We start from the raw sequence: 26744 nt of genomic DNA, 5'->3' as shown, positions 1-26744 counted from the left end.
CGCAGCCGCCTCGACGCCTAAACGACGCCCGTCGTTCCCAGCAACATGCCGACGAGGAAGGTCGCCACCAGGGCGATCGCTCCACCGAGCACGACACGCACCACGGCCCGGATGCGCGAACTTCCGCCAATCTGCGCGGCCACGGCGCCGGTCAAGGCGAGGGCGAGCAAGACAACGACGAAGGTGAAGGTTATCCGCCAGGCCTCAGGGGTGAGCAGAATCGCCAGAAGTGGCAAGATTCCGCCGATGGTGAACGAGAGCGCCGACGCGAACGCCGCATGCCACGGACTCACGACATCGGTGGCGTCCAGGTGCAACTCAGCCGACAGGTGAGCCGCCAGCGCATCGTGAGCGGTGAGTTCCACGGCCACTTGCTGAGCAGTCTCCGGCGAAAGCCCTTTCGCTTGGTAGATCCCGGCGAGTTCCTTCAGCTCCTGCTCCGGCATCTCTTCGAGCTCGCGCCGTTCCTTGGCGATGAGCGCCTTCTCGCTGTCGCTCTGACTGCTCACCGAGACATATTCCCCGAGTGCCATCGAGATCGCGCCACCGACCAGCGCGGCTGCACCCGCAGTGAGAATCGCACCGGAGGCCGGCGTTGCCCCTGCCACACCGACGACAACCGCCGCTACCGAGACGATGCCGTCATTGGCGCCAAGCACGCCGGCCCGCAGCCAGTTCAGCCGTTGAGCCAGCCCCTGCCGATGCGGCTCGTCCGGATGCGACGCCTCGTGATTCACTGCGTCACTATTCGCTGCGTTGGAAATCGGCTCAGAGTTGGAATCGTGTCTCATTTCGGAAGCCATAGCGATACTCAACCACGAAGGATAGGCCGATTCCACCGACCTCCGCTTTCAGATCGGACTGCGTGGTGCGTCAGCGAGTTACGTCGGATCGGCAACGATAGAACCATGCACGCGAGGCCACACCATCCACTGCGCGGAGTTCAACAGTGACGGCTGAACATCCCCGTCTGGCCCGACGCCTGGGGGTCGCCGACGCCACATTCATTGGGCTCGGCTCGATGATCGGTGCCGGGGTATTCGCTGCCTTCACCCCCGCCGCACAGGCCGCAGGCTCCGGGATGCTGGTGGGTCTCGTCGTCGCGGCGCTCGTCGCGTTCTGCAACGCCACCGCATCCGCTCAGCTGGCCGCCGTCTATCCCTCGTCCGGCGGCACCTATCTCTACGGGCGCGAGCGCCTCGGCCCGTGGTGGGGATTTCTGGCCGGCTGGAGTTTCGTGATCGGCAAGACAGCGAGTTGCGCGGCGATGGCCCTCACCTTCGCGGCGTACGCGGCGCCCGCCGGCTGGGAACGCCCGGTCGCAGTCGCAGCCGTCGTGGGCCTGGCCGCAGTCAACTACCGCGGAGTCACGCGCACCGCATTACTGACCCGGGTGATCGTGGCGATCGTTCTTCTGAGTCTGGCCGTCGTCGTCGCGGCGGGATCCAGCACCGGACTGCCGGAGACCGGTTCGCTGGAGCCGTCCTCATGGCTCGCGCACGGCTGGTACGGCATCCTGCAATCGGCGGGGCTGCTGTTCTTCGCCTTCGCCGGATACGCCCGCATCGCGACAATGGGCGAGGAGGTCAGGGACCCGGCACGCACCATCCCGCGCGCGATTCTGCTCGCGTTGACGCTGGCGGTCGTTGTCTACGGCGTCATCGCCGTGGTCATCCTCGGCACGCTCGGCGCCTCGGGCGTCGCCGGTTCCGCGACCCCGCTGTTCGACACCGTCGCAGCGGCCGGCTGGGACTGGGCCGCGCCCCTCGTGCGATTCGGCGCGGCGGCCGCGTCGCTCGGAGCCCTGCTCGCACTGATCGCGGGCATCGGGCGAACGACCCTTGCCATGGCCAGAGAGGGCGACGTGCCCCGCTGGCTGGCGGCGGTGCATCCGCGGTTCGCAGTTCCGTACCGGGCAGAGGTCGTGCTCGCCGGCGTCGTCGTGATTCTCGTGTTGACCGTCGACTTACGCGGCGCGATCGGGTTCTCCTCGTTCGGCGTGCTGCTCTACTATTTCGTCGCGAACCTCGCTGCCTTCAGCCAGCCCACAGAGCAACGCCGCTACCCCCGGGCGCTGCAGGTGCTCGGCGCGGTCGCCTGCGGAATTCTCGTGATCACACTGCCACTGGCGAGCTCTGCCGTCGGACTGGCTGTGCTCCTGGTCGGCGTGATTTATCGGATGCTGCGGCTCCGGCTTCGTCCAGAAAACTCTGGCGGTCCAGAAGGCTAGTCACCCCTTCATTCCTCTGCAGCAGAACGCCTCAGAGGGCAGCAGAACGAAGCCGAAGCTAGTACGACACCCCACTGCCCTGGATCAGCACGGTCACCGCATCGCCCACCCGGTAGCCCGATTCAGCAGCGGCAACCGTGACGACGACCCGCTCGGCCGACCCGATCGCCTCTATTTCAACCTGCAGACGGGTTCCGCGCGGCGAGAGAGCACTGATCTGTCCGTTCGCCGGAGCCGCCGCGTCCTGTCCGATCGTCAGTTGTTCCGCCCGCAGCAACACTCTGATCGAGCTGCCGGGGCCGACACCCTGGGCCGTATTCTGATGGCGCAACGCGACCTGACCGAAGGCCGTCTCGGCCGAGTTTCCCTGCAGATGACCCGTCACGAACACGGCGTCCCCCAGAAAACTGGCGACCTCGGCCGAGCTCGGGTTGTCGAACACCGACAGTGGAGAACCATGCTGCTCCAGCCGCCCGCCGGCAAGAATGCCGATCTGCTGGCCGAACATCAACGCTTCGTCCTGATCGTGAGTGACCAACACCGCCGTCGCGTCGCTGGCCTCGAGCGCCGCAATCACTGCCACCCGCGATTGCTCACGCAGCCCCGTGTCCAGCGCACTGAACGGCTCGTCGAGCACGATCATCTTGGGCGCAGGGGCCAGCGCTCGCGCGACAGAAACCCGCTGCTGCTGCCCACCCGAGATCTCATGCGGATAGCGGCGCAGCAGATCCGCGGGCAACGCCACGAGTTCGGCGACCTCTCTGATCCGGGCCATCGACTCCGCCGCCCGCGGACCACGCGAACCACGTTCCCGGCGCGGCAGACCGAAGCGGATGTTCTGTTCCACGGTGAGATGTGGAAACAGCGCGCCATCCTGTGCCACGTAGCCGACCCCGCGGCGGTGTGCCGGCAGAAAAGTGTGGGGTCCAGACACCACGGTGTCGTCGAGCGCGATGGTTCCGCTGTCCGGGCGGGCGAACCCGGCGATGAGTCGCAGCAGAGTCGTCTTGCCGCTTCCAGAGGCGCCGACCAGCGCGGTTCGAGTCCCCGTCGGAATGGTCAGGGAGACGCCGGAGAGAACCGGGCTTCCCCCAAGCGCGATCGAGACATCCTGCACGCGGAGTGTGGTCATTGAGTGGTTCGATTCCGTGACTGGAGTGACATGAGAGCGACGGTCGGGATCGAGATGATCACGAGCAGTAGAGCATACGGGGCAGCGTCGGAGTAGTTGACCGAAGAGCTTGCCGACCAGAATTGCATAGCCAGCGTGCGGGTGCCGTTCGGCGCAAGCAGCAGGGTGGCGGTGAGTTCGTTGGCCACACCGAGAGCGACGAGTGCCGCTCCGCCCAGGATCGACGGCACAAGAAGCGGCAGAGTGACTCGAGCGCGGGCACGCAGTGGCGAGTTGCCGAGCGACTGCGCTGCCTCTTCGAGCAGGATCGGCGCCTGTCCGAGTCCGGCGCGAAGCGACACCAGGGCACGGGGCAGAAACATGATCAGATAGGCCACGAGCACGGTGAACGCCGTCTGGTAAAGCGCCGGCACCAGCCGGATCGTGACGGTCACGAGGGCCAGGGCAATGATGATGCCCGGCAGACTGCTCGCCAGATAGGTCGAGCCCTCAACGACCTTGCTGATGCGGCTCGGATGTCTGATGCTCAGCCAGGCCAGCGGCATCGCCACGACGATGGTCAGCAGCGCACCGCCGATAGCGAGCAGCACGGTCTGCGTGATCGCTTGCAGAATCTCGGGCTGTGCCCAGGGGTCGCCGACGCTCAGCCAGCGCGCGATGCTGCCGAGTGGAACACCGACTGCGAGAAGAGTGACGACGGAAGCCGCCGCGAACGCCGGAATCGACGCGCGACCGAGACGCTGACGTTCGGCCGGGCTCGAGGCGCCGGAACCGATACGCGCGTAGCGGGCCCGTCCCCGGGTGGTGGATTCGACGGTGAGCACGAGCAGGCAGAGCAGAGTGAGCACGATGCCGAGGGCGCTGGCCGCCGGGCCGGCGAAAGTCGACTGGTACTGCACGATGATGGCCGTTGTGAAGGTGTCGAAACGGATCAGAGCGAACGCCCCGTACTCGGCGAGCAGGTGCAGGGCGACGACGAGTCCGCCGCCCCAGATCGCCAGGCGCAGCTGCGGCAGCACGACTCGAGTGAACACTCTCGGTGCGGTCATCCCGAGCGACTGGGCCGAGTCTTCCAGCGCCGGGTCGAGCCGGCGCAGCGTCGCAACGGCCGGCAGAAAGACCAACGGCGAGTACGACAAGACAGCGATCAGCAGACCCCCGCTGAGCCCGCCGATCGAAGGAATGAGACTCACCCAGGCATAGCTGCTGACGAAGGCCGGAATGGCCAGGGGCGCGGCAAACAGGATCGCCCAGACGCGACGGCCCGGCAGACTGGTGCGTTCCACCAGCCACGCCTCGCCGACGCCGAGGGCGACACACAGCGGAACACCGATCACGACAAGCAGAACAGTGTTGACGAGCAGCTCGCCGACCTTCGGCCGGAAGATCAACGGGCCGAGTACATCCCACCCGGTGTTCAGCATCGTGACGATGACAAAACCGACCGGAACCAGTGTGATCACCGCAATTGCGACGGTGACGACGACGAGAAGTGCGGAGGGGCGTGGGCCGGTGGCCCTGCCCCTCCGCGTGCCCGGAACGGTCACCGAAGCGACCGGTTCTGGGCCGAGAGAGCGATCATTGCGTGGGGTCCATCGAGAAGTGGTTCGGTGAGGTGAAACCTATTTAGATGAGACCGGCCGCCGTCATCAGGGTGGTGACCTCGGTGCTGTTCAGGGTCGACGGGTCGATCACCGGTGCTTCGAGGGTATCGAGAGCCGGCAGAGCCGGGTTGGCTGCGACGCCGCTGCCGACGGGGTACTCGAAGCTGGTGCCGGTCTGCAGGATGCCCTGGCCGGCCTTGCCGGTGATGAATTTCAGGAAGGCCTGCGCTGCGGCTTCGTTCTTGCTCGTCTTMAGCACGCCACCGCCCGAGACGCTGACGAATGCACCCGGGTCCTCGTTCTTGAAGTAGTGAAGCTTCGTGTTGTTGCTGTTTTCGCCGGTTCCCGCCTGATCACCGAACCAGTAGTAGTGGTAGATGACGCCGGCCGGCACTTCACCGGCATTGACCGCCTTCATCACTGTGCTGTTGCCCTTGTACTCGGAGAAGTTCTCCTTCATCCCGGCGAGCCACGTCTCGGTGGCGGCGGTGCCCTTCTCCTCAAGAAGCGCGGAGACGATGGCCTGGAAGTCGGCGCCACTCGGCGAGGCGGCCCACTTGCCCTTCCACTCCGGCTCCTGCAGGTCGAGCAGCGAGGTCGGCAGCTCAGTTTCCGGCAGCAGGCTCGGGTTGTAGACCAAGACGGTGGAACGCGCGGCGATCCCGGTCCAGGTTCCGGTCGAGGGCTTGTAAGCGTCCGGCACCTGAGCGAGCGTGTCTTCGTCAACCGGGGCGAACAGCTTGGCGTTGTCGACGAGCGACATGGCCGGGGAGTTCTCGGTCAAGAACACGTCGGCGGGCGATGCGGCGCCTTCCTGGATGATCTGGTTGCCGAGCTCGGAATCTGAGCCGTTGCGGAGAACGACCTTGACGCCGCTCTCCTTGGTGAAGGCATCCGCCCAGGCCTGGGTGAGCTCTTCGTGCTGAGCGTTGTAGACGGTGATCGAGCTACCGGCAAGTGATTCCGGTGCACCGGATGCCGCGGTGGACGGCGCCGGCGAGGGTGCGGAGCAACCCGTCAGAGCGAGTGATGCGACAGCGAGCGTGACAAGCGTGGGGCGAAGGCGTTTCATTGGATCCCTTGATGAGGTGCGTGAAGGCAAGCCTAACCTTACTCACTCACCACCGGTCGCCGCACCAGAGAAAACTCTCAGAAAGATCGACCGCGCCCCCGGACGCACCGGGCTTCTACGGCGTGGTGGCCGGAGGAACCGGAGGAGCCGGCGGCGCGACAGGTACTGGTCCGAGGCTCACAAAGATCTCGATTGAAGCCCCGTGCGGCGCCGATCCCGACGGGTTGGAGCCCGCGATCAGACCTGCCTGAACGTCGGAGTTCTGCGGAGCCCCGTCGACAACAGTGAAGCTGGCCTTTTCCAGGATGCTGCGCGCTTCGGTCGGTGATTTGCCTCGCACATCCGGAACATCGGCTTGAATGACGCGGAATGCCGACGAGTCGGGTTCTTGAAAAGCGTCACCGCCCCAGGCGTTATCGGCCACGGTCATGATCCGCGGCCAAATCCGGTGCCGCGCGGTCGCGGCTTCACCGCTCTCGAATCTCAGGTCCCGCAGGTTGGCCTCACCGACGACGTTGCCCACCCATACTGCCGTCGCCGCCTTCGTGCTGGCGCCGATCATCCAGGTGTCCTTCGCGCCATCCGTCGTTCCGGTCTTGCCAATGTGCGGCACGCCGGTTCCGGTGTTCGATGCGACGGCGGTGCCGCCGCCACTGAACGTCTGCTTCATGGCGTAGGCCATCGCGGCCGCCACGTTGGCGGGAACCGACTGCTTGCAATCGGACTTGGGTGGAGCGATTTCTGCACCGTTCCGATCGACGATGCGGTCGATGGCGATCGGCGAGCAGGTGATCCCATTGTTCGCGATACCGCCGAAGGCGCTGGCCATCGTCAGCGGCGCGAGCTCCTGGGTGCCCAACACATCGGAGGGAAACATCTGAAGCGGGTCGCCGTTCGCTCGGTGCACACCGAACGATTCAGCGAGCTGCTTGATCTTGCACAGGTCGAGCTGCTGGGCCATCGCCACGAAGCTGGAGTTCACCGACCACTTCGTCGCGTCGACGGCGTTGTTGGCGATGCGGCCGTCGTCATTGCGTGGCGGAAACGACCCATTCCAGTTGCCGTCACAGCTGTTAGTGAACCGGGTGAAGGTGCGCTTGCGGCCATCGAACGTCTCCCGCAACGAGTGTCCGGCATTCACCCACTCCCCCAGCGTGAAGACCTTGTAGGTGGAGCCGGGCTGAAAACCGCTCGATCCGCCGTAGTCAATGTCGGTGTTGTAGTTGATGGATGTCCAGCCCGGACCGTTGGCCTCGAGAACCTCTGGGTCGTTGCTGAAGGTCTTGTTCTGCGCCATGGCCAGAATGCGACCGGTCGCCGGCTGCACGGTGACAGCGGTCGACCCCACATCGAATCGAGGGTCCACGCTCGGGACGTTCTCGTTCACCGCCGCCTCCGAGGCGACCTGCAGCCCGAGATCCAAGGTGGTGTAGATGTCGAGTCCGCCGCGGCGGAGCCGCTCGACGCGCTCTTCGACCGTCGCCCCCAGCGCGTCTCCGTTGCGGATCGTCCAATAGACGTAGTCGCAGAAGTAGCCAGATCCGCCGGCGGTTTTGCAACCGGATGTCGGGGGCGTGATCACCGGGGTGACCGGAACGGCCACCGCCGCGTCGTACTGCTCCTGCGTGATCTTCTTGTGGACCAACATCTGCTTCAGGATGTAGTCGCGTCGGTCTTTGTTTCTCGCGTAGCCGCCGGCGGCGCCGTTTTTTTCACTGTCCGGGCGATCCAGCCGAAAGTCCTCTGGATAGTTCACGATGGCGATCAGGCTCGCCGCCTGCTCCAGCGAGAGATCCTTCGCGCTGATCCCGCCGAAATAGTACTTACTGGCCGCTTCGATGCCGTATACGGTCCCACCGAAGAAGGCGATATTGAGGTAGCCGGTGAGGATCTCGTTCTTCGAGAATTTCTTCTCGAGTCCGATGGCCAGGCGCATCTCCTTGAGCTTGCGGTCCGGCTCCTGCCGAATGGCGGATTCGATGGCTTCGGTGCGTTCTTCCTCTGTCTTCGCGCTCATCACGGCGTTTTGCACAAGCACGTTCTTCACGTACTGCTGTGTCAGTGACGATCCGCCGCCACCGCCGGCCTGTTTGAGGAGGAGCTTGACGGTTGCCCGGGCTGTTCCCTGCACATCGATACCGCCATGGGAATAGAAGCGGGGATCCTCGCCGGCCACCGCTGCATCCTTGGCGAATTGAGAGATGCTCTCCCAAGGCACTTCTTCGCGATTCTGCTCATAGAAGGTGGCCAGTTTGACGGTTGATCCATCGGCGGCCGTCGCGTAGATGTTCGAGCCTTCGGCGAGCTCACCGATGTTGAGGTAGCTCGGCAGATTCTTGAAAAGACTGATGGAGCTACTCGCCGCCAAGCCCGACACCGTCAGAGCCGGAGTGACCGCAACGGTCACCAAGAGGCCGGCGACGGCGCTCATCCCGATCAAACCCAGAAACGCTCCGAACCCACCCGCGAAGCTTCGTTTTCCATTCCCCATCGTGCGAGGCTACGGGACGCATGTCGGATTCACACCCTCCGTAGGGCTGATCTTCCCGATTGGGGGGGCATCCGGTCCACGGCATCCTTGCAGGCTTCGGTATACCCCCCGGGGTATGGTGAATTCGCCCAACACCCCTGAAGGAGAACCTCAATGTGCCGTGCTGTGACCTGCAAGACCTGCCAGAAGACGAGTTGGGCGGGCTGCGGTCAGCACGTTGACGAGGTGATGCGCGGCGTGAAGAAATCCGACCGCTGTGCGGGCCACGCCGATGAGACCCCCGCCCGTGGCGGATTTCTCGCTCGTCTCTTCGCCGGTTCGAAATGACGGCGCGCGCTATGAAGGTCGTCATTGTCGGCGGCGTCGCCGGAGGCATGTCGGCGGCAACGCGGTTGCGGCGTCTCGACGAGTCGGCCGAGATCGTCGTCTTTGAGCGCGGCGAGCATGTCTCATTCGCCAATTGCGGGCTGCCCTATTACGTCGGCGGTGCGATCGAAAACCGTGACAGCCTCCTGCTGCAGACGCCGAAATCCCTGTTCGACCGCTTCCGGCTCGACGTGAAGACCAATCACGACGTGCGCTCCATCGACCGGGAAAACCGCCGTGTCGTGGTTCGCGATCTCACGACCGGGCTCGAGCGCACCGAGGAATACGACTCGCTCATCCTGGCCGGCGGCGCGCAGACGCGCGACGACATCTCCGGCACCGGAATCCCGGTGCGCACCCTCCGCACAATCGATGACGTTGACTTCATCACGGCCAAGCTGTCTGTCGCCGGTCCCGGGGCCCGAGTCGTGGTCATCGGCGGCGGCTTCATCGGTCTGGAGGCGGTCGAAAACCTCGTGCGGCGTGGACTGAACGTCACCCTCGTGCACCGGGGTGCGCATCCGCTCTCGCCCCTCGACCCCGAAATGGCAGCTCCGGTTCTCGACACCCTCACCACGCAGGGCGTCGACGTGCGCACCCGAACCACGGTGACCGGGCTGACTCCCCACGGGGTGCGTCTCGACGACGGCAGCGAGATCGCGGCAACCCTGGTGGTCGACGCGAGCGGGGTGTGCCCTGACACGCGACTTGCCGCGGCTGCGGGTCTCACCATCGGTACGACCGGCGGGATCGCCGTCGATGCCTTTCAGCGCACCAACGATCCCTCTATCTATGCGGTCGGCGACGCGGCGGAGAAAGTCGACGCCATCGGCGGCGCAGCCACCCTCGTCACCCTGGCCGGCCTGGCGAATCGTCACGGGCGAAGCGCTGCGGATGCGATCTGCGGCGTTTCAGAGCTGCCGAGCACACCGGCCTTCGGCACGGCCATCGTCGGGGTCTTCGACCTCACAGTCGCCCTGACCGGGTGGAGTGAACGGCGCCTGCTGGATGCCGGCCGACCTCACCGCGTCGTGCACACGCATCCGCTCTCTCACGCCGGCTACTACCCCGGCGCCGAGCAGATGGCGGTGAAGCTGCTGATCGACGCCGAAACCGACCTGATTCTCGGCGCGCAGATCGTCGGACTCGGCGGCGTCGACAAGCGCATCGACGTGATCGCCACGGCCATGGCCGGCGGACTGACGGCGTCTGCCCTCTCTCGGCTCGAACTCGCCTATGCGCCTCAGTACGGCTCGGCGAAAGATGCGGTGAACCTGGCCGGCTACGTGGCCGACAACCTGGCGACCGGCGCGACCCGCAACATCCAGTGGCATGAGCTTGCCGAGGCTCGGTCTGCAGGAGCGATCCTCGTCGATGTGCGCTCGGCCGGCGAGTTCGATCGTGGCGGCATCCCTGGCGCGATCAACCTGCCGTTGGACGAGATCCGCGACCGGGTGGGAGAGCTGCCGGATGCGCCGCTCATCGTGCACTGCCAGGTCGGGCAGCGTGGGCACACCGCGGCCCGGCTACTCACGCAGCTCGGCAAAGACGTGCAGAACCTCGACGGCGGATTCAAGACCTGGGAGGCGGGAGCCTTCTCGACCCAACCCGCAGACAACACGGCGGCCGCCCCGATCGTGGCCGTGACCGACGAGAAGGAACCTGACTATGCAGCCCAGTGAGACCACAGCCGAGTCGCGATCACGTGCCGGCGACATGGATGCCGAGCAGCAGCGCAAGGTGTTGAACCGGCTCAAGCGAGCTCAGGGCCAGTTGGCCGGGGTCATTGCCGCCGTCGAGTCCGGCTCAGAGTGCCGCGATGTGGTGCTGCAGCTGGCCGCCGTCTCGAAGGCACTGGACCGGGCTGGTTTCACGATCGTCTCCTCGGCGATGCGGCACTGCCTGGCACCCGACGACCCGGGCGCCAACGCTGCCGACACCAGCACCGCGCTGACCGTCGACGAACTGGAGAAGCTCTTTCTCGCGCTCGCCTAGGATCCTCGCCTCGCGAATGTCCACGTCGTGGGTGCACCACTGACCCTGGTCGACTCTCGGCCGTTCGGTCATGATGAAGGCAACGAGAGTCGCAGGTGCCCCCATGACTGAATCGCCACCCACCCCCGCTAGCCAGCCGAGCCCCGAGCCGGTGCGCCGTGCACGCACAGGGGCGGTGGTGCTGCTGATTGTCGGCAGTCTCATCGCATTGCTCGGGCTGGGGTGATGATCGGAGCGGGTCTCTTCGGCTCCGTTGGGTTACAGCAGAGAAACAGTGGATACCTCAATTCGCCCTCAGTGACATTCTCGGCAGATTCCTACGCGCTCACCTCGCTGCCTGTCGACATCGCGGGCGACCATGCCACGGCCGACCGCCTGCCCTTCGACCTCGGCAGCATCAGGATCGCGGCGACCGCCGCCGACCCGACGCACGAGATTTTCGTCGGCATCGCCAACGTGGACGATGTCAACCGCTACTTCGCAAATGTTCATCGCACGCTCGTGACGAGTGTCTCGCTCTCGCCCTCCCGCGTTCACTACCGCGACATACCCGGCACCTTCACCCCGGCGCTTCCTGGCGACCAGGACTTCTGGGTGGCGTCTGCAGAAGGCGCGGGAACCCAGCAGATTGTGACCGAGCTGCGGAGCGGAAATTGGACGCTTGTCGTGATGAACGCCGACGCGACACCGAATGTGTCTGTCGACATGCGGGTCGGATTCCACTCCGATCTCTTTGGATTCATTGCGATCGCCCTACTGGTGGGCGGGCTGGTGGTGTTCCTCCTCGGCGTGGCATTGGTCGTGGCGGGGCGATCGCGGCGGGTTCGAACGGTCAGCGGCCCGAACCGGTGCCCGGAAGGGCGGTCTATCCCGCCCGGTTGACCGCTCGCCTCGACGATCCTTCGCGCTGGATCTGGCTGTTCAAATGGCTTCTGGCCATCCCGCACTTCATCGTGCTGTTCTTCCTCTGGTTCGCGTTCTTCGTCTGTACGGTCATCGCCGGGTTCGCCATCCTCTTTACCGGTCGATACCCGTCGGCTTTGTTCAACTTCAACGTCGGTGTTCTGCGGTGGAGTTGGCGGGTGGCGTTCTACACCTACTCGGCACTCGGAACCGATCGGTACCCGCCGTTCAGCCTGGCCAGCACCGACTATCCGGCCGACTTCGACGTGGCGTATCCCGAGCGGCTGTCGCACGGATTGGTGCTCGTCAAGTGGTGGCTGCTGGTGATCCCGCAGCTGCTGGTCCTCTCGATCTTCACGGGCGGCACCTGGTTGTGGTTCCAGGCCTCCGAGTGGGACTCATCTGTGGGCAAAACTGTCGGCTTCTCGTTGCTGGGGTTGCTTGTGTTTGTTGCCGCGGTCATCCTGCTCTTCACTGGGTTCTACCCCCGGCCACTGTTCGATCTGGTGATTGGAATCAACCGCTGGGTTTATCGGGTCATCGTCTATACCTCGCTGATGACCGATCAGTATCCGCCCTTCCGGCTGGACCAGGGGCCCACGGAGCCGGAGTTGGTGCCAACAGCCGGGCCGCCACCGGCGGTCGCGGGCACCGCGGATCAACCCGGCGCGAGTTAACGCAAAAGGCCCCCGATTTCTCGGGGGCCTTTCGTGTGAGTCTGGTTGGCTCCAGCTCATTTTTCATTCGCGTGCGCGAGGGGGGACTTGAACCCCCACGTCCTTTCGAACACTGGCACCTGAAGCCAGCGCGTCTGCCAATTCCGCCACTCGCGCGAACTTGGAAATGCTAACACTTTCGGCTACCCCTTCGCCATTCGAGCGATCGCCCTGGAGTGTCGCGGGTGCGCCGGGCACGAATTCGCGGGTCGTTCACGCTCCCCCGGATGCCGCGGCGCGGGTCGAACGCCAGCGCGCGGGTTGAACTCAACCCGCGTCGCGGCATCCGACCCGCGCGGCGCGAGAGGCCCACTCTCAGCGCCCACATACCCCTCGGTCAGCGCCGCGATGCCATACCCCCGTAGGATGACATTTCGTGTGCTCGCCGCCCTACCGGCGAGTTAACACCCGAGACAAGTAACATGCTCATAGCCAAACGGACCGGATCGGGAGACCTGTGGGCATACTGGATAACTTTGAAAAAGGCTTGGAACGCGCCGTCAACGGCGCTTTCGCCAAGACCTTTAAGTCGGGCTTGCAGCCGGTGGAGATCACCTCAGCGCTGCGACGCGAGCTCGACACCAAAGCTGCGGTCGTTTCACGCGACCGCATCCTCGCACCCAACCGCTTCACCGTGCGCATGGCGCCGGCCGACTTTCAACGGATGACTGGGCTCGGCCCGGCATTGGTCGACGAACTCATGCAGTTGGTGCAGCAGCACGCCGCATCCCAGCGCTATCAATTCGCCGGCGGCCTCTCCATCTCTCTGGCCGAAGACCGCGGTCTCACCGAGGGAATGGTGCAGGTCGATTCCAGCACCGTGCAGGGCGGCGTCTCGTGGACCCCGGTGCTCGACATCAACGGCAAGCGCTACCCGCTCGTCAAGTCACGCACCGTGATCGGGCGCGGCAGCGACGCCGACATCACCGTCGACGATTCGGGCACGTCCCGTCGTCACGTCGAGATCCTCTGGGACGGCAGCCGCGCCCAGGTGCGCGACCTCGGTTCCACCAACGGCTCACAGCTGAATGGATCCCCGGTCAAGCAGGCAATTCTCGAACCGGAGTCGATCGTCACGATCGGCCGCACCAGCATCGTCTTCCGCGTTCTCGCGCAGGCCTCCTCCGTTGACCAGTTTGCTGACCGCCGGGTCGAAGACCCCACCGAACGCCACGACATGGGCGGATTCTGGGGGCCCGCCACATGAGCGTGAGCGAACTAACGCTTCTTGTCTTGCAACTGGGTTTCTTGCTGGTGCTGTGGCTGTTCATCTTCGGCATCGTCTATGCCCTGCGCAGCGACCTCTTCGGGCGCCGAGTGCGCAAGATGACTCCGGATGCTGTTGCGGCCCCGGCCGCCGCACAGCCCGTCGAACCGCTCTTTTCGCCCGCCCCGGTCGCGGCATCCGCCCCACTGCCGCCGCTGCTGGCCCCGACGCCCTCCGGCGCCGCGCTCACCGAACCGGTGTACGCACCGACCCCGTCGTCGTCAGGCCATTCGGTCAAGGCCACGACCCAGAACGCGAGCCGCCTGGTCATCACCTCCGGCCCGAAGGTCGGCACCGAGTTTCCGCTCACCGCTGAGTCGATCACGATTGGTCGCTCCACCGATTCCAGCCTGGTGATTCGCGACGACTACACCTCGACCCACCATGCGCGCCTGATGCTGTGGAACGGGGAATGGATGATCCAAGATCTCGATTCCACCAACGGCACCTTCCTCTCCGGCGCCCGGGTCGTCGTTCCGACGCCCGTTCCACTGAACGCTCCCGTCAAGATCGGCGCGACAACGTTCGAGCTTCGGCGGTAAGTGCATGGCGACAGTGAGTCACAGCGCCGCCGTCTCCCATGTTGGCAAGGTTCGATCCAACAACCAGGACTCGGGTTACGCTGGCCGGTCCCTCTTTGTAGTGGCCGACGGCATGGGGGGTCACGCTGGCGGTGATGTCGCCTCGGCGATCGCCACGAAGCGTGTCATGCAGGCCGACATCGACTACGCGACGGCTCAGGATGCCGAGTTCGCGCTGCAGGCCGCGCTCATCGCCGCCAATTCACAACTGGCCGAGACCGTCTTCGAGCATGCCGAACTCACCGGCATGGGCACCACCGTCAGCGCCATGGTCGTGTTGGACGACCAGGTCGCCATCGCGCATATCGGAGACTCACGCATCTACCTGCTGCGTGACGGTGAACTCAGCCAGATCACCATCGACCACACCTTCGTACAGCGACTCGTCGACAGCGGCCGCATCACCGAACAAGAAGCGATGGTGCACCCGCGCCGATCGGTGCTCATGCGCGTGCTCGGCGACGTCGAGTCGTCGCCGGAAATCGACACGTCAATTCTCACGACCTTGCCCGGCGACCGTTGGTTGATCTGTTCCGACGGCTTGAGCGGCGTGGTCTCCCCCGCCGCCATCGCCAACGCCCTGCTCAGCGGTGCGAGCCCCCTGTCGGTTGCGACCCGCCTGGTCAAAGAGAGCTTGGATGCCGGCGCTCCCGACAACGTCACAATTGTCGTTGTCGACATCGGTGAGGGCACGCTGCGCGCCGCAGAGCCCGTCGTCGTCGGTTCGGCCGCCGCCCCACTCGCCTTCGGCGAAGAGCCCACCCGTAACCGCCCGCTCCGTCTGCCCGGCCTACGCCTGCACCCGGTGCGCGAGTCTCACTTCGAGCCTGACTCCCAGGACTACCTCTCCGAGCTCATCGAAGAAGATGCCCGCCGTGCCCGCCGACGCCGCTACACCTGGCTGACCGGCGTCATCCTGCTCGTACTGGCGATTAGCGGAGCAGCGGTGCTCGGCTACCAGTGGACGCAAACCCGGTTCTTCATCGGTGTGGAGGGCAGCAACGTCGCGATCTTCCAGGGCGTGCAGCAAGACCTCGGCCCGATCAAGCTCTCGCACGTCTACGAAGAAACCGACCTTCCCGTATCCAGCCTGCGCATGTACGACAGGCAGCAGGTCGAGCAGACCATCAGCGCCCCCTCGTTGGAGGACGCGCAACTCATCGTCGAACGGCTTCACAATGCCAACACCCCCTAAGCAACCGATCGTCATGGATTCGTCGCCGCGGGCGACGGGTCCGAAAACCGGTGCCATCAAACGCCTGCACCTGCCCCAGAAACTGCGCAATCTTGAGCTGTTTCTGCTGCTGATCGCCTGCGCGATCAACGCCATCGCCATCGTGCTGGTTCAGCTCGGCGCCCTCGGCCACATTGACACGCAGCTGGTGCTGCTCGGCGCCGGCCTGTCGGTGCTGGTGCTGACCCTGCATGTCGTCATGCGATTCACGGCCAGGGATGCCGACCCCTTCATCTTGCCGATCGTCACGGTTCTGAACGGCCTCGGCATTGCGATGATCTACCGCATCGACATCGCAAACAATGAAGAGGGCTGGGCGAGCGCCTCCGTACGCCAGATTGTCTGGAGCGCCCTCGCCATCCTCTGCGCGATCGCCGTGATGCTCGTGATCCGCAACCACCGGGTTTTGTTCCGATACACCTACATTGCCGGTCTTGTGGCCGTGGTTCTGCTTCTTCTGCCATTGGTTCCCGGTCTCGGGCACGAGGTGAACGGAGCCAAAGTCTGGATCGGGATCGGCGACTTCGCCACCTTCCAGCCCGGTGAAATCGCCAAGATTGCCTTGGCCGTCTTCTTCGCGGGCTACCTCGTGCAAAACCGCGACAGTCTCGCCATGGTCGGCAAACGATTCCTCGGGATGCAGTTCCCGCGCCTGCGCGACCTCGGTCCGATCCTCGTCGTCTGGGCGCTCTCGATGTCGGTCATCGTCTTTCAGCGCGACCTTGGAACCGCACTGTTGTACTTCGGTATGTTCCTGGTCATGCTCTACGTGGCCACCGGGCGTTTGAGCTGGGTGGTGCTCGGCATGAGCCTGTTCCTCGGCGGCGCCCTGATCGCCAGCCAGACCCTCGACTACGTCAACGGCCGGTTCACCAACTGGCTCGACGCGTTCAACCCCGGGGTCTACTCGGCAGACGGCGGCAGCTACCAGTTGGTGCAGGGCATCTTCGGGCTCGCCAACGGCGGCCTGATCGGAACCGGCCTCGGCCAGGGGCGCCCCGACATCACCCCGGTGCCGCAGAGCGACTACATCATCGCCAGCCTCGGCGAGGAGCTCGGCCTCGCCGGACTTTTCGCGATCCTCGCGCTCTACATGCTCTTCGTCGCCCGCGGATTCCGCATCGGCTTTGCCGGCCAGGATGACTTCGGCAAACTGCTCAGCGTCGGTCTCGCCTTCACCATCGCGCTGCAGTGCTTCATCGTGATCGGCGGCGTCACGCGCGTCATCCCGCTGACCGGACTCACCACACCCTTTCTCGCGGCCGGCGGATCCTCGCTGGTCGCCAACTGGATCATCGCCGCGCTGCTGCTGCGTCTCTCCGACACGGTACGCAATCAACCCAGGCTGGTGGTCTAAATGAATCGCGAATTGAAGCGAGTCAGCATCGTCGTGCTGCTGATGTTTCTCACACTGCTCACGTCGACGACGATCATTCAGGCCGTTCAGGCGGAGAACCTGGCCGCGGATTCCCGCAACACCCGCACCCTGCTGAACAGCTACGGCGTCGAACGAGGTCCGATCCTCGTCGACGGCGAGCCCATCGCGCAGTCCGTGCCGGTCGACGACGATTTCAAATTCCAGCGCACCTACAGCAACGGTCCGCTCTATGCGCCGGTCACCGGATTCTTCCCGGTGAACGGTGCGCCGACCGGTCTGGAAGCCGCCCTCAATCGTGAGCTCAGCGGCACGTCGAACTCGCAATTCTTCGACCAGCTCAGCGCGATCGTGACCGGAGCGACGCCAAAGGGCGCCGCGGTCGAAACCACGATCGACCCGGTCGTGCAACAGGCGGCCTGGGACGCGTTCGGGGATTACACGGGCTCAGTCGTCGTCACCGAGCCGAAGACCGGCCGCGTGCTGGCCATGGTCTCCAAGCCGAGCTTTGACCCAAACGAATTGGCCGTTCACGACACCGACCTTGTCAACGAGCGCTATGCGGCGCTGATCGACGATCCCGCCGCGCCGTTGATCAACCGTGCCATCAACGAACTGAACCCGCCCGGATCGGTGTTCAAGCTTGTCGTCGTTGCCGCGGCGCTCGAGTCCGGCAAGTACACCCCGGAGAGCACCTTCCCCAACCCGGGAACCTTCACACTTCCCGGATCCACCTCGGTAGTGATCAACTCCGGCGGCGGCACCTGTGGCCCGGGCGAAACCACGACCATCGCCACGGCCCTGCGACTCTCCTGCAACATCCCGATGGCCGAGCTCGGACTCGAACTCGGCGAGACCGCCATCCGGGAGCAGGCCGAGAAATTCGGCTTCAACACCGACTACGAGATCCCGCTGACCGTCTCCCAGAGCGTGTACCCGCGCGGACTCGACGATGCGCAGCTCGCTTTGTCCGCATTCGGACAGGGCGACGTGCAGTCGACGGCGCTCCAGATGGCGATGGTCTCGTCGGCGATCGCCAACAATGGGATGCTCCTGAAGCCCAATCTTGTCGATGAGATCCTCTCCCCCGACCTCAGCCCGCGTGAGACGTTCAACCCCGAATCCATGGGGCAAGCGATCACCCCGGAGACCGCCGCCACCATGACTCAAATGATGATCAATGGCGTCAATGACGGAGCGGCGAGCAATGCAAGAATAGACGGGGTTGAAGTGGCGGGAAAGACCGGAACGGCGGAGAACGGTGAGACTGATCCGTACACGTTGTGGTTCACCGGTTTTGCCCCCGCAAACGATCCAAAGTACGCGATCACCGTTCTCGTCGAGGACGGCGGCGGGCTCGGCCAAACGGGGTACGGCAATCTTGTTGCCGCGCCAATTGCACAGAAGGTACTAGAGGCGGTGCTGAATAAATGAGACCGACAACAGGGCTCACCTTCGGGGGGCGTTACGAGCTGGCGTCACGGATTGCCATCGGCGGCATGGGCGAGGTATGGAAGGCCACTGACCTCGTCATCGGCCGTTCCGTCGCCATCAAGATCCTGAAGGACGAGTATCTCGGCGACCCCGGGTTCCTTGAGCGTTTCCGCGCCGAGGCTCGCCATGCGGCATTGGTCAACCACGAAGGCATCGCCAACGTCTTCGACTACGGAGAAGAAGACGGCAGCGCCTTCTTGGTGATGGAGCTCGTGCCCGGTGAGGCACTCTCCACTGTGCTCGAGCGCGAACACGTGTTGCCCACCGACAAGGTTCTCGACATCGTCGCCCAGACGGCTGCCGCGCTTCACGCTGCCCACGCCGCAGGTCTCGTGCACCGCGACATCAAGCCAGGCAACCTGCTGATCACGCCAGACGGCCGCGTCAAGATCACCGACTTCGGCATTGCTCGTATCGCCGACCAGGTGCCGCTGACGGCAACCGGTCAGGTAATGGGTACTGTGCAGTACCTCTCGCCAGAGCAGGCCAGCGGGCGACCCGCTTCACCGACCACCGACATCTACTCACTCGGAATCGTCGCCTACGAATGCCTGGCCGGGCGACGCCCGTTCACCGGCGAATCACAGGTCGCGATCGCGATGGCGCAGATCAACGAGACTGCACCCGAACTCCCGGTGACCGTTTCGGAGCCCGTGCGCAACCTGGTCTTCGCCTGCCTCGCGAAAGACCCTGCCGAACGTCCGGCCTCCGCCGCGCACCTGGCGCGCGCTGCCACGGCTCTTCGGCGCGGCGACGTCGCTGCGGCGGCCGCATCCGTACCGGCCGTGCTCGGCGGCAACGCCCCGACCGACGCTGCCACCATGCTGATGCCGGGTGTCGGAAACGACGACGCAACCACGGTTCTTCCGCTCGCCATCCCCGGCACCCCTGCGGCTGCTGCCGCGGCGGCAGCCGAGGAAGAAGAGAAGAAGAAGAAGAAGCGCAGCCCCTGGACCTGGCCGCTGATCGTGCTGATCGCCCTGCTCGTGCTCGTGCTCGGTGGAATCGTCATCTCGTTGGTCAGCCAGAACACCCCCACTGCGCCGCCCTCGAGCTCGGCGCCGGTCACGACGCCGAAGCAGACCACGAAGCCGTCGCCAACGGCGACAACGCCGCCGGCACCGACCACGGTCAACGTGACGCAGTCGGAATTCGTCGGTCTGACGAGCGCCGAAGCAAGTGCCAAGCTCGTGGCCATGGATCTCGGTGCGAATGTGGTCACCGGCGACGCCGCACCCAGCAGCGACAAGGTTGACACTGTCTACAAGGTGAACCCGACCGGTCCGATCCCGTTCAAGCAGACGATCACCGTCACGGTCTACGGCCCGGTCGCCACGCCGGATAATCCCACGTCCGGCCCCAGCGCGACACCCAGCACAGTCGCAGGCGGTGCAAGCGTGTCCGTGACCTGGAGCGCAGCATCCTGCCCGTCGGGTCAGACGCTCTCCGGCTATGAGGCCCGGGTTGACGGCGGAGCGACAATCACGTCGACGAACCCGACCCAGGACACCAATGTGAGCGTCACCGCCGGAACCGAGAACTTCAACGTCAGCTACCGCTACTTCTGTGGCCCGGTTGCAACAGAGTGGTCACCGGCTACGACGGTTACCGTCATTCCATCCGTTCCCACGACAACACCCAATGGGTAGAGCAGACATGATCACAGTTGGGATCGAGCCGGGAGTGGCGTATTGATTGAGGAAGGCCGTCTTCTGGCGGGTCGATACCGGGTCGGTGCGCTCATCGGTCGTGGCGGGATGTCTGATGTGCACATTGGCACAGACTCACGCCTCGGCCGCGCTGTCGCAATCAAACTGCTCAAGCCCTCACTCGCAGTCGACCCCGCTTTTCGCACCCGGTTTCGGCAAGAGGCTCAGGCTGCTGCCCGAATGGCTCACCCCACGATTGTGCGGGTGTTCGACGCCGGCGAAGAGACGGTGACAGAGGCAAACGGTCACGAGACCCAGCTGCCGTTCATCATCATGGAGTTCGTCGACGGCCGACTTCTCAAAGACATTATCAGCGAGGGTGCGCTCGACAGCGCTGAGGCAGTGCGCATCATCGACGGTGTTCTGACTGCCCTCGAGTATTCGCACCGCGCGGGCGTCGTTCACCGCGACATCAAGCCCGGCAACATCATGATCACCCGCACCGGTCAGGTGAAGGTGATGGATTTCGGGATCGCCCGGGCCATCTCCGATTCCTCGACGACCGTCGCGCAGACCACTGCAATTCTCGGTACCGCCTCCTATTTCTCACCGGAGCAGGCAAAAGGCGAGTCAGTCGACGCACGTACCGACCTCTACTCCACCGGTGTTGTGCTCTTCGAGATGCTTGCCGGACGACCGCCGTTTCGCGGCGAGACCCCGGTCGCCGTGGCCTACCAGCACGTCAGCGAAGCCCCGGTCAAACCCAGTTCGATCAACCCGAAGGTGTCGCCGGCTCTCGACGCAGTGGTGCTTCATGCCCTCGCCAAGGATCGATTCTCCCGGTACCAAAGCGCGGTTGAGTTTCGCAACGACGTCGAGGTGGCCGGTTCCGGCCAGATTCCGGTTCACCGTCCGATCGACGACTCGGCAGCCGGTTTGTTCGGCACCCCGACCGGTGCGGTGTCCAGCTCTGAACTGGCCCTGAAGCAGCTATCCGAGGATCAGACGATGGTGCGCACGCAGCGCCGTCCGCCGGTGATCTGGATCTGGGCCGGAATCGTCAGCGTCGTCGTCATCGTCGTCGCGGTCATGTTCTGGGTGTTCAGCTTGTCGCCGTCGACCGAGATTCCCGACAACTCCCGCAAGGTTCCGAGCCTGGCGGGTCAGACCTACGAACAGGCACAAAGCGCTCTGCTCGACTTGGATCTGACCTCTCTGAAGGCTGAGGAATCGAGTGCGACGGTCCCTGTCGATCAGGTCATTCGCACCGACCCGCCGTCCGGCACCATCGTCGTGCCCAAAGAAGTCATCACCGTTTATGTTTCAACCGGTGCGGAGATGGCCGCTGTGCCGGATGTTCTCAATCAACCGATTGAGGCCGCGCAGGCCGCAATCACCGCCGCCGAGTTCACGCCCGGCACCGTGACATCGCAGGATTCCCCGACCGTCGCGGCGGATCTGGTGCTGAGCACCGATCCGGCCGGGGCGAGCGAGCAACCCCTCGGCACGACCGTGAACTTCTTCGTTTCCAACGGCATGGTCACCCTAGATGATTTGCGGGGCCAGTCCCTGAGCGCTGCGACAGACCTGCTGCGCGGCGCTACCCTGCTCCTGGTTCCGGTTCCCGAACCCGATTATGACTGCTCGGAGAAGCCGGGCTCCCCAGTCACCCAGCAGTCGCTGGCACCCGGACAGGTTCCCCAGAAGTCAGAGGTCACGCTCACCTACTGCGCCGGCTAGCTTTTCCGTTGGTCGAGCCTGTCGAACCCAATGGGCCGTTCTCGAGACCGGGCGGTGTGATCTCGACAGGCCCGATCATTGGCTAGCCGAGCCGCAGTAGCGGGTTCAGGCCCTTCGCGGTCTCGCGTGCCTCGGGCAGTCCGGCCAGTGCCAGCCAGTTGCCGAGCATCAGGTAGCCGCCCTCGGTCAACACAGACTCAGGGTGGAACTGCACGCCGAGAATCGGTGCGGTCGCATGACGCAAGCCCATGATCACTCCGCCCTGCGTGCGGGAGGTGACGATGAGTTCGTCGGGAACCGTCGAATCAACGACGGCGAGCGAGTGATAGCGCGTGGCAGTGAACGGCTGCGGCACCCCGTCATAGAACGGGCTGTCGTCGTGGGTGATCACTGAGGTCTTGCCGTGCATGAGTTCTTCGGCGTTGGTGACGGTGGCCCCGAATGCTTCGGCGATCGCCTGGTGGCCCAGGCACACGCCGAACAGCGGCAGGCCGGAGGCGTAGGCCGCTTTCACGGCGGCGATGGACATCCCGGCGTCGGCAGGCTTTCCCGGGCCGGGAGAAACCAGAACACCGTCGTACTCTGCGATGCGTGCGGGCACGTCGGCGTCAGCGAAGTCGTCGTTGCGCACGACATCGGTTTCGGCTCCGAGCTCCATCAGGTAACCGTTGAGGGTGTACACAAAGCTGTCGTAGTTGTCGATGACAAGGATGCGTGTCATGGGGCTCCGACCGTCACTTCCTGATTCGTGGTGATCATTTCCACCCAGGGGAATACCCAAGTGGCGAGGGCAAAGAGTGCGGCACCGATCAAGATCAGGACGAAGAGGATGCGCAGCCACACGGGACCGGGCAGAACCCGCCAGATTGTTGCGTACATGTCGGCCTCCTAGCCCTGTGCCTGTGCGTCGATGAGGGGAGCAAGTTCGGCCGGCGGTCCGGCGGTCAAGGGCTGCCACGACTCAAAGACGCCGTACGCAATGATGCGCTCAGCCGTTGACAGCAGCGGGTTGCAACTCGTCAACGTGATGATCCGGTCGACTGGGGCCAGCTCGGGCCGGCCCGGAACGCTGGCAATGACGGTTGCCGCCGTCGGGGGAACATACTGAAGGTCGCGGAATCGGTAGGTGTAGTAACCGTCGGCGGTCTGCACGTAGATGGCGTCGCCGAGCTGGAACTCATTGATCAAATGCATTCCGCCGCCATTTGCGCTGCGGTGCGCTGCAATCGCGAAATTTCCTACCTCGCCCGGCATCTGCGTACCCGGGTAGTGTCCGATCCCCGTTCGCGGGCTGTTCAGCACATTGGTCTTGATGCCTTCGGCAATCGTGCGGTGGTAGTCGGCGCCAAAGCGCGGCACGTAGAGTACCCCGAGCGCTTCGGTTTCTGCCGGGGCTTTCGCAACGATCGGGTCGCCGTAGTCGGCGGGAACCGGCGGGATCGCCGCCGGGTCTTTCGTGGCTTTCTCGATCCACTCTCGGCTGATGTCGGTGGATGCCTGTGACTGTGAGTTCGACATCATCATGTCGTTCCACCACAGCTGCCAACCGAGAAAGATAAGAACGATGGCACCGGCGGTGATCAGCAGTTCGCCGAGAACGCCGACGACCGTCACAGGACGGCGCGTTTGCTTCTTTCTTCCCCGGTGCCGGGCGTCGGGCACGCGAATTTCTCCGCGGAACTCGGCGTCGTCGGTCATGCTGACAATCCTAATCGGGGCAGGCCCGGGCTTTCGCCGGGCGGGAGCACCGGGTCATCAGGTCGATGACGGTAGAATCTCTCGCATGGCCCGTACGAATCCCCGCACCAAGCCCGCGCGCGACGAAACTACCCGCTCCGGCGAACAAGCACCCAACCCGGTGTGGTTCAAGCCAGTGATGTTCGGGTTCATGCTTCTTGGCCTGGTCTGGATCATCGTCTTCTACGTCAGCCAGGGCCAGTTGCCGATTCCTGCCCTCGCCTCCTGGAACATCCTGGTCGGCTTCGGGATCGCCTTCATCGGCTTCCTGATGACAACGCGCTGGCGTTAATTGCCCGGTCACAGGCCATCTACCGGTTAGTTACAACGGTGTAATTATCCCCATGTGGAAAGTCCTGTGGATAACTTGCTTGGCCGGTTAGACCGCTGAGCAGGGCTCACGGGGGCCCAACGTACGTGCACGGGCTCAGACGAACAGGCTCAGACGAACAGGCTCAGGCTGTGATGAACTTGCTCAGGCTGAGCAGAATCATGACCAGGGTCAGGGCGACCAACAGCACGATCTGAAGAGTCTGCTGGTTTCGCTTGCGGGTCTGCACAAAGATCAGGCCGACCAGGGCGCCGCCGATCAGTCCGCCGAGGTGCGCCTGCCACGCGATGCTGAATCCGGGGAAGAACCCGATCACCAGGTTGAGTCCGATGAGCACGACCAGCTGCGTCATGTTCGCGCCCAGGCGCTGGTGAATGACGAGGAATGCGCCCATCACGCCGAAGATGGCTCCGGATGCGCCGACCACCGCGATCGTCGGATCCGCGAGAAACAGCACACCGAGCGAACCGGCCAGCCCGCTGAGCAGGTAGACGACGAGAAAACGCCAGCGTCCGAGCATCCGCTCGAGCAGCGACCCGAAGATCCACAGCGTGTACATGTTGAGCAGAATGTGGAACGGGAACCCGCCCGTCGCGTGCACGAACACGCTGGTGAGCATGCGCCACGGTTCAAAGAACTGGGGGTACGAATACAGGCCGGCATACTGCAGGGCGCTGGTAACCCCCAAAGCGGGTATCAACTGCAGCAGATAGACGAAGACCGTCACGCCGATGATCGAATAGGTGACCACCGGGGTGCCGTCACCGGTCATCCGGTTCAGCCGGGTCAACAACGCCGGCTTGGTGCGCGGGGCGTTGGCGCGCTGCTCACGCATACATTCAGGGCAGATCACGCCGACGGCGCCCTGCGTCTGACATTCACCGCAGATGGTGCGCCCACAGCGCTGGCAGAGCACGAAGCTCTGCCTGTCGGGGTGCCGATAGCAGTAATTTGCAGCCACTCGCGGCATCCCCGACATGAAAGAGAGTCCTTAGACCTGCTCGACGGTGATGCTCTCGATGACAACGTCTTCGAGCGGGCGGTCACGTCCGTCGGTCGGCACAGTGGCCAGCTTGTCGACGATTGCGCGGGAGGCCTCGTCTTCGACGGCCCCGAAGATCGAGTGCTTGCCCTGCAGCCAGGTCGTCGGAACGACGGTGATGAAGAACTGCGAGCCATTGGTGCCACGGCCACCCTGGATGCCGGCGTTCGCCATGGCGAGCACGTACGGCTGGGTGAAGTCGAGGTCGGGGCTGATCTCGTCGTCGAACTGGTAGCCGGGGCCACCGATGCCCTGGCCCAGCGGGTCGCCGGCCTGGATCATGAAGTCTTTGATGATGCGGTGGAAGATCGTGCCGTCGTAGAGCGGCGTCTTCGAGGTTTCACCCGTACCGGGGTGCTTCCACTCGATCTCGCCGGTGGCGAGCCCTACGAAGTTCTTCACAGTCTTCGGAGCGTGGTTTCCGTAAAGATTGACCTTGATCGGTCCGAGTGACGTGTTGAGAGTGGCGACAGCAGTGTGCTTAGACATAGCAACAATTCTTGCACAGCAGCTCTCAGCGACGGCGATCCCAGAATGCGCCCGCCGAGATGCACTGCAGATACTCAGAGCGCATTCAGGCGATTCAGTGGCAAGATGGTGTCTGTTCGCCAGATGACACCGATGGAGGGTCCAGATGAGCCTGTCACGCAAGCGCCGCAAGGAACTCACTCGCCTGCGCAAGAGCGCCGACGAACTGTGGAGCCACCAGCAAGAGGTGATGGACCACGCCAATGCCGTGGCCAGGGAAGCCGGGCGCCAGGCCGGTGTGCTCACCCGTGAAGAAGTCGTTCCTCGCGTTCGCGAAGGATACGAGCAGTACGTACAGCCCCGCGTGCAGGCCACGCAGCACCTCGCCGGAGACGTGCGTCGTCGCGTGACCGACGAAGTGATCCCCGGTCTCGGCAACGCGATCGGCAACACCATCGGCAGCGTCATGTCGGTCGGCGACATCGCCCGGGATGCCCGCGTGCGCGCCGCCCTCAACCGTCTGAGCTTTCAGAAGCCCGTCGTTGTGGAGAAGAAGGGCCCGGGCGCTGGAACCTACATTGCTCTCGGAATTGGTATTGCCGCCGCTGTCGGCGTCGCCTACGCCGTCTGGCAGACCTTCCGGGCTGATGACGAGCTCTGGGTCGCGGATGACGAGTTTGAGGCACTGAAGGGGAACGCCGAGGCGTAGAGCGCCTGTTCTCGTGCTGAATGAAAGGCCCACATCGAAAGATGTGGGCCTTTTTGGTTTGTGTGGGTGGCTCTGGTCTGGGAGACGGCGGCGAACTCGCTTCGCTCACGACCTCGGTATGGCGTTGGTCGAGCTTGTCGAGCGATGTACTGAGCCTGTCGAAGTGACCCCGTGAGCCGATTTGCGGGGCTGAAGGAGGGATCGGGGTGCGGAAGAGAGGAAAGCGGCTTAGAAAGCGACTGAGAGGCTCGTGCTCGCTTCGCTCGCACGGAGCCACGGGGAGCCCCTCGGCGGGGCTCCTGCGTCGCACCGCCTCGCGTTCGATTCGCAGCGCACGATTAAATGAAGAAGACCCCCACCCCAAAAGCGGGGGTGGGGGTCTTCTTCATTTGTGGAGCCACGGGGAATCGAACCCCGGACCTCCTGCTTGCAAAGCAGGCGCTCTACCAATTGAGCTATGGCCCCGAATGATCACCCGGAAGTGACCATTTGTGGGGATACCAGGACTTGAACCTGGGACCTCTTCGTTATCAGCGAAGCGCTCTAACCGCCTGAGCTATATCCCCCAATCGGGCAGATTCGAGACTATCGGAATCTGCGCGATTATC

Annotated in this window: 25 protein-coding genes and 3 tRNA genes; 15 read left to right on the top strand and 13 right to left on the bottom strand. The window is 64.2% G+C overall.

Annotated features, from left to right (window positions below):
• Window positions 1-17: 17 nt before the first annotated feature.
• On the bottom strand, window positions 18-737 hold the full coding sequence (locus AC1DCF_RS05195; protein WP_477210098.1) for a VIT1/CCC1 transporter family protein: 720 nt from the start codon (window positions 735-737) through the stop codon (window positions 18-20).
• A 284-nt stretch (window positions 738-1021) separates the two neighbouring features.
• Here AC1DCF_RS05195 and AC1DCF_RS05190 point away from each other — a divergent pair, with 284 nt between their 5' ends.
• Complete coding sequence (locus tag AC1DCF_RS05190) at window positions 1022-2230, top strand: APC family permease (RefSeq protein WP_477210542.1); 1209 nt, start codon at window positions 1022-1024, stop codon at window positions 2228-2230.
• A 58-nt stretch (window positions 2231-2288) separates the two neighbouring features.
• On the opposite strand, the gene AC1DCF_RS05185 is transcribed toward AC1DCF_RS05190, so the two are convergent.
• The 4 genes from AC1DCF_RS05185 to AC1DCF_RS05170 form a co-directional block, all read right to left on the bottom strand.
• The gene (locus tag AC1DCF_RS05185) at window positions 2289-3362 is read right to left on the bottom strand and encodes an ABC transporter ATP-binding protein (RefSeq protein ID WP_477210097.1); all 1074 of its coding nucleotides are present in this window, start codon (window positions 3360-3362) and stop codon (window positions 2289-2291) included.
• Window positions 3359-4909, bottom strand: a complete 1551-nt coding sequence (locus tag AC1DCF_RS05180) for an ABC transporter permease (RefSeq protein WP_477210096.1) — start codon at window positions 4907-4909, stop codon at window positions 3359-3361. Before AC1DCF_RS05180 ends, AC1DCF_RS05185 begins: the two co-directional genes overlap by 4 nt.
• 79 nt (window positions 4910-4988) lie before the next feature.
• Window positions 4989-6038: an iron ABC transporter substrate-binding protein gene (locus AC1DCF_RS05175; RefSeq protein WP_477210095.1), complete on the bottom strand. Its 1050-nt coding sequence runs from the start codon at window positions 6036-6038 to the stop codon at window positions 4989-4991.
• 115 nt (window positions 6039-6153) lie between these two features.
• The gene (locus AC1DCF_RS05170) at window positions 6154-8529 is read right to left on the bottom strand and encodes a penicillin-binding protein (RefSeq protein WP_477210094.1); all 2376 of its coding nucleotides are present in this window, start codon (window positions 8527-8529) and stop codon (window positions 6154-6156) included.
• Between the two features lie 338 nt (window positions 8530-8867).
• On the opposite strand from AC1DCF_RS05170, the gene AC1DCF_RS05165 reads away from it, so the two are divergent.
• The 5 genes from AC1DCF_RS05165 to AC1DCF_RS05145 all read left to right on the top strand — a co-directional run bounded on the left by AC1DCF_RS05165 (window position 8868) and on the right by AC1DCF_RS05145 (window position 12470).
• Window positions 8868-10577 (top strand): FAD-dependent oxidoreductase, encoded by a 1710-nt coding sequence (locus tag AC1DCF_RS05165; RefSeq protein WP_477210093.1) that lies wholly within the window; start codon window positions 8868-8870, stop codon window positions 10575-10577.
• A complete protein-coding gene (locus tag AC1DCF_RS05160) occupies window positions 10564-10890 on the top strand; it encodes a metal-sensitive transcriptional regulator (RefSeq protein WP_477210092.1) in 327 nt (108 codons plus the stop codon). Before AC1DCF_RS05165 ends, AC1DCF_RS05160 begins: the two co-directional genes overlap by 14 nt.
• A gap of 103 nt (window positions 10891-10993) precedes the next feature.
• Window positions 10994-11116 (top strand): hypothetical protein, encoded by a 123-nt coding sequence (locus tag AC1DCF_RS05155; protein ID WP_477210091.1) that lies wholly within the window; start codon window positions 10994-10996, stop codon window positions 11114-11116.
• A gap of 71 nt (window positions 11117-11187) precedes the next feature.
• Complete coding sequence (locus tag AC1DCF_RS05150) at window positions 11188-11772, top strand: hypothetical protein (RefSeq protein ID WP_477210090.1); 585 nt, start codon at window positions 11188-11190, stop codon at window positions 11770-11772.
• Window positions 11769-12470: a DUF4389 domain-containing protein gene (locus AC1DCF_RS05145; protein WP_477210089.1), complete on the top strand. Its 702-nt coding sequence runs from the start codon at window positions 11769-11771 to the stop codon at window positions 12468-12470. Before AC1DCF_RS05150 ends, AC1DCF_RS05145 begins: the two co-directional genes overlap by 4 nt.
• Before the next feature lie 72 nt (window positions 12471-12542).
• On the opposite strand, the gene AC1DCF_RS05140 is transcribed toward AC1DCF_RS05145, so the two are convergent.
• A tRNA-Leu gene (locus AC1DCF_RS05140) sits at window positions 12543-12626 on the bottom strand.
• Between the two features lie 340 nt (window positions 12627-12966).
• On the opposite strand from AC1DCF_RS05140, the gene AC1DCF_RS05135 reads away from it, so the two are divergent.
• Genes AC1DCF_RS05135 through pknB form a run of 7 tightly spaced genes read left to right on the top strand, consistent with a single transcriptional unit; the run spans window position 12967 to window position 21849 of the window.
• The gene (locus tag AC1DCF_RS05135) at window positions 12967-13716 is read left to right on the top strand and encodes an FhaA domain-containing protein (RefSeq protein ID WP_477210088.1); all 750 of its coding nucleotides are present in this window, start codon (window positions 12967-12969) and stop codon (window positions 13714-13716) included.
• Window positions 13717-13718: 2 nt separating this feature from the next.
• The gene (locus AC1DCF_RS05130; RefSeq protein WP_477210087.1) at window positions 13719-14318 is read left to right on the top strand and encodes an FHA domain-containing protein FhaB/FipA; all 600 of its coding nucleotides are present in this window, start codon (window positions 13719-13721) and stop codon (window positions 14316-14318) included.
• A gap of 4 nt (window positions 14319-14322) precedes the next feature.
• A complete protein-coding gene (locus AC1DCF_RS05125) occupies window positions 14323-15552 on the top strand; it encodes a PP2C family protein-serine/threonine phosphatase (protein WP_477210086.1) in 1230 nt (409 codons plus the stop codon).
• Window positions 15553-15565: 13 nt separating this feature from the next.
• On the top strand, window positions 15566-16948 hold the full coding sequence (locus tag AC1DCF_RS05120; RefSeq protein WP_477210541.1) for an FtsW/RodA/SpoVE family cell cycle protein: 1383 nt from the start codon (window positions 15566-15568) through the stop codon (window positions 16946-16948).
• Entirely contained in the window at window positions 16949-18400 is a 1452-nt protein-coding gene (locus tag AC1DCF_RS05115; protein WP_477210085.1) for a peptidoglycan D,D-transpeptidase FtsI family protein, read from the top strand.
• Window positions 18397-20109, top strand: a complete 1713-nt coding sequence (locus tag AC1DCF_RS05110; protein WP_477210084.1) for a serine/threonine-protein kinase — start codon at window positions 18397-18399, stop codon at window positions 20107-20109. The genes AC1DCF_RS05115 and AC1DCF_RS05110 overlap by 4 nt, the downstream gene beginning before the upstream one ends.
• A gap of 42 nt (window positions 20110-20151) precedes the next feature.
• Window positions 20152-21849 (top strand): Stk1 family PASTA domain-containing Ser/Thr kinase, encoded by a 1698-nt coding sequence (gene pknB / locus AC1DCF_RS05105; RefSeq protein ID WP_477210083.1) that lies wholly within the window; start codon window positions 20152-20154, stop codon window positions 21847-21849.
• Between the two features lie 82 nt (window positions 21850-21931).
• Here the strand turns inward: pknB and AC1DCF_RS05100 are convergent, their stop codons facing one another.
• Genes AC1DCF_RS05100 through AC1DCF_RS05090 form a run of 3 tightly spaced genes read right to left on the bottom strand, consistent with a single transcriptional unit; the run spans window position 21932 to window position 23547 of the window.
• Complete coding sequence (locus tag AC1DCF_RS05100) at window positions 21932-22570, bottom strand: anthranilate synthase component II (protein WP_441790710.1); 639 nt, start codon at window positions 22568-22570, stop codon at window positions 21932-21934.
• Entirely contained in the window at window positions 22567-22728 is a 162-nt protein-coding gene (locus tag AC1DCF_RS05095) for a hypothetical protein (RefSeq protein ID WP_477210082.1), read from the bottom strand. The genes AC1DCF_RS05100 and AC1DCF_RS05095 overlap by 4 nt, the downstream gene beginning before the upstream one ends.
• Before the next feature lie 9 nt (window positions 22729-22737).
• Window positions 22738-23547, bottom strand: a complete 810-nt coding sequence (locus AC1DCF_RS05090; protein WP_477210081.1) for a class E sortase — start codon at window positions 23545-23547, stop codon at window positions 22738-22740.
• Window positions 23548-23632: 85 nt separating this feature from the next.
• Here AC1DCF_RS05090 and AC1DCF_RS05085 point away from each other — a divergent pair, with 85 nt between their 5' ends.
• Entirely contained in the window at window positions 23633-23878 is a 246-nt protein-coding gene (locus AC1DCF_RS05085; protein WP_441790707.1) for a cell division protein CrgA, read from the top strand.
• 163 nt (window positions 23879-24041) lie between these two features.
• On the opposite strand, the gene AC1DCF_RS05080 is transcribed toward AC1DCF_RS05085, so the two are convergent.
• Both AC1DCF_RS05080 and AC1DCF_RS05075 read right to left on the bottom strand, forming a co-directional pair.
• Window positions 24042-24752, bottom strand: a complete 711-nt coding sequence (locus tag AC1DCF_RS05080) for a rhomboid family intramembrane serine protease (protein WP_477210080.1) — start codon at window positions 24750-24752, stop codon at window positions 24042-24044.
• 156 nt (window positions 24753-24908) lie between these two features.
• Window positions 24909-25448 carry a peptidylprolyl isomerase gene (locus tag AC1DCF_RS05075; protein ID WP_441790705.1) on the bottom strand — a complete coding sequence of 180 codons (540 nt, stop codon included), beginning with the start codon at window positions 25446-25448 and terminating at the stop codon, window positions 24909-24911.
• A 145-nt stretch (window positions 25449-25593) separates the two neighbouring features.
• Here AC1DCF_RS05075 and AC1DCF_RS05070 point away from each other — a divergent pair, with 145 nt between their 5' ends.
• A complete protein-coding gene (locus AC1DCF_RS05070) occupies window positions 25594-26136 on the top strand; it encodes a hypothetical protein (protein ID WP_441790704.1) in 543 nt (180 codons plus the stop codon).
• Between the two features lie 392 nt (window positions 26137-26528).
• Here the strand turns inward: AC1DCF_RS05070 and AC1DCF_RS05065 are convergent.
• Window positions 26529-26601: transfer RNA gene (locus AC1DCF_RS05065), tRNA-Ala, on the bottom strand.
• A gap of 27 nt (window positions 26602-26628) precedes the next feature.
• Window positions 26629-26702, bottom strand: a tRNA-Ile gene (locus AC1DCF_RS05060).
• Window positions 26703-26744: the final 42 nt, after the last annotated feature.

The organism is Leifsonia sp. 10L418, assembly GCF_056395445.1.
Note: the sequence above shows the minus strand (reverse complement) of the source record. Positions and strands in the feature narration are given on the sequence as shown.

Bases quoted from the DNA above. Each gene is read 5' to 3' on its own strand.
- AC1DCF_RS05190 (WP_477210542.1), top strand. From the start codon at position 1,022: ATGATCGGTGCCGGGGTATTCGCTGCCTTCACCCCCGCCGCACAGGCC.
- AC1DCF_RS05185 (WP_477210097.1), bottom strand. From the start codon at position 3,362: ATGACCACACTCCGCGTGCAGGATGTCTCGATCGCGCTTGGGGGAAGC.
- AC1DCF_RS05170 (WP_477210094.1), bottom strand. From the start codon at position 8,529: ATGGGGAATGGAAAACGAAGCTTCGCGGGTGGGTTCGGAGCGTTTCTG.
- AC1DCF_RS05165 (WP_477210093.1), top strand. From the start codon at position 8,868: ATGAAGGTCGTCATTGTCGGCGGCGTCGCCGGAGGCATGTCGGCGGCA.
- AC1DCF_RS05160 (WP_477210092.1), top strand. From the start codon at position 10,564: ATGCAGCCCAGTGAGACCACAGCCGAGTCGCGATCACGTGCCGGCGAC.
- AC1DCF_RS05155 (WP_477210091.1), top strand. From the start codon at position 10,994: ATGACTGAATCGCCACCCACCCCCGCTAGCCAGCCGAGCCCCGAGCCG.
- AC1DCF_RS05125 (WP_477210086.1), top strand. From the start codon at position 14,323: ATGGCGACAGTGAGTCACAGCGCCGCCGTCTCCCATGTTGGCAAGGTT.
- AC1DCF_RS05120 (WP_477210541.1), top strand. From the start codon at position 15,566: ATGGATTCGTCGCCGCGGGCGACGGGTCCGAAAACCGGTGCCATCAAA.
- AC1DCF_RS05115 (WP_477210085.1), top strand. From the start codon at position 16,949: ATGAATCGCGAATTGAAGCGAGTCAGCATCGTCGTGCTGCTGATGTTT.
- AC1DCF_RS05110 (WP_477210084.1), top strand. From the start codon at position 18,397: ATGAGACCGACAACAGGGCTCACCTTCGGGGGGCGTTACGAGCTGGCG.
- AC1DCF_RS05100 (WP_441790710.1), bottom strand. From the start codon at position 22,570: ATGACACGCATCCTTGTCATCGACAACTACGACAGCTTTGTGTACACC.
- AC1DCF_RS05095 (WP_477210082.1), bottom strand. From the start codon at position 22,728: ATGTACGCAACAATCTGGCGGGTTCTGCCCGGTCCCGTGTGGCTGCGC.
- AC1DCF_RS05090 (WP_477210081.1), bottom strand. From the start codon at position 23,547: ATGACCGACGACGCCGAGTTCCGCGGAGAAATTCGCGTGCCCGACGCC.
- AC1DCF_RS05085 (WP_441790707.1), top strand. From the start codon at position 23,633: ATGGCCCGTACGAATCCCCGCACCAAGCCCGCGCGCGACGAAACTACC.
- AC1DCF_RS05080 (WP_477210080.1), bottom strand. From the start codon at position 24,752: ATGCGTGAGCAGCGCGCCAACGCCCCGCGCACCAAGCCGGCGTTGTTG.
- AC1DCF_RS05075 (WP_441790705.1), bottom strand. From the start codon at position 25,448: ATGTCTAAGCACACTGCTGTCGCCACTCTCAACACGTCACTCGGACCG.
- AC1DCF_RS05070 (WP_441790704.1), top strand. From the start codon at position 25,594: ATGAGCCTGTCACGCAAGCGCCGCAAGGAACTCACTCGCCTGCGCAAG.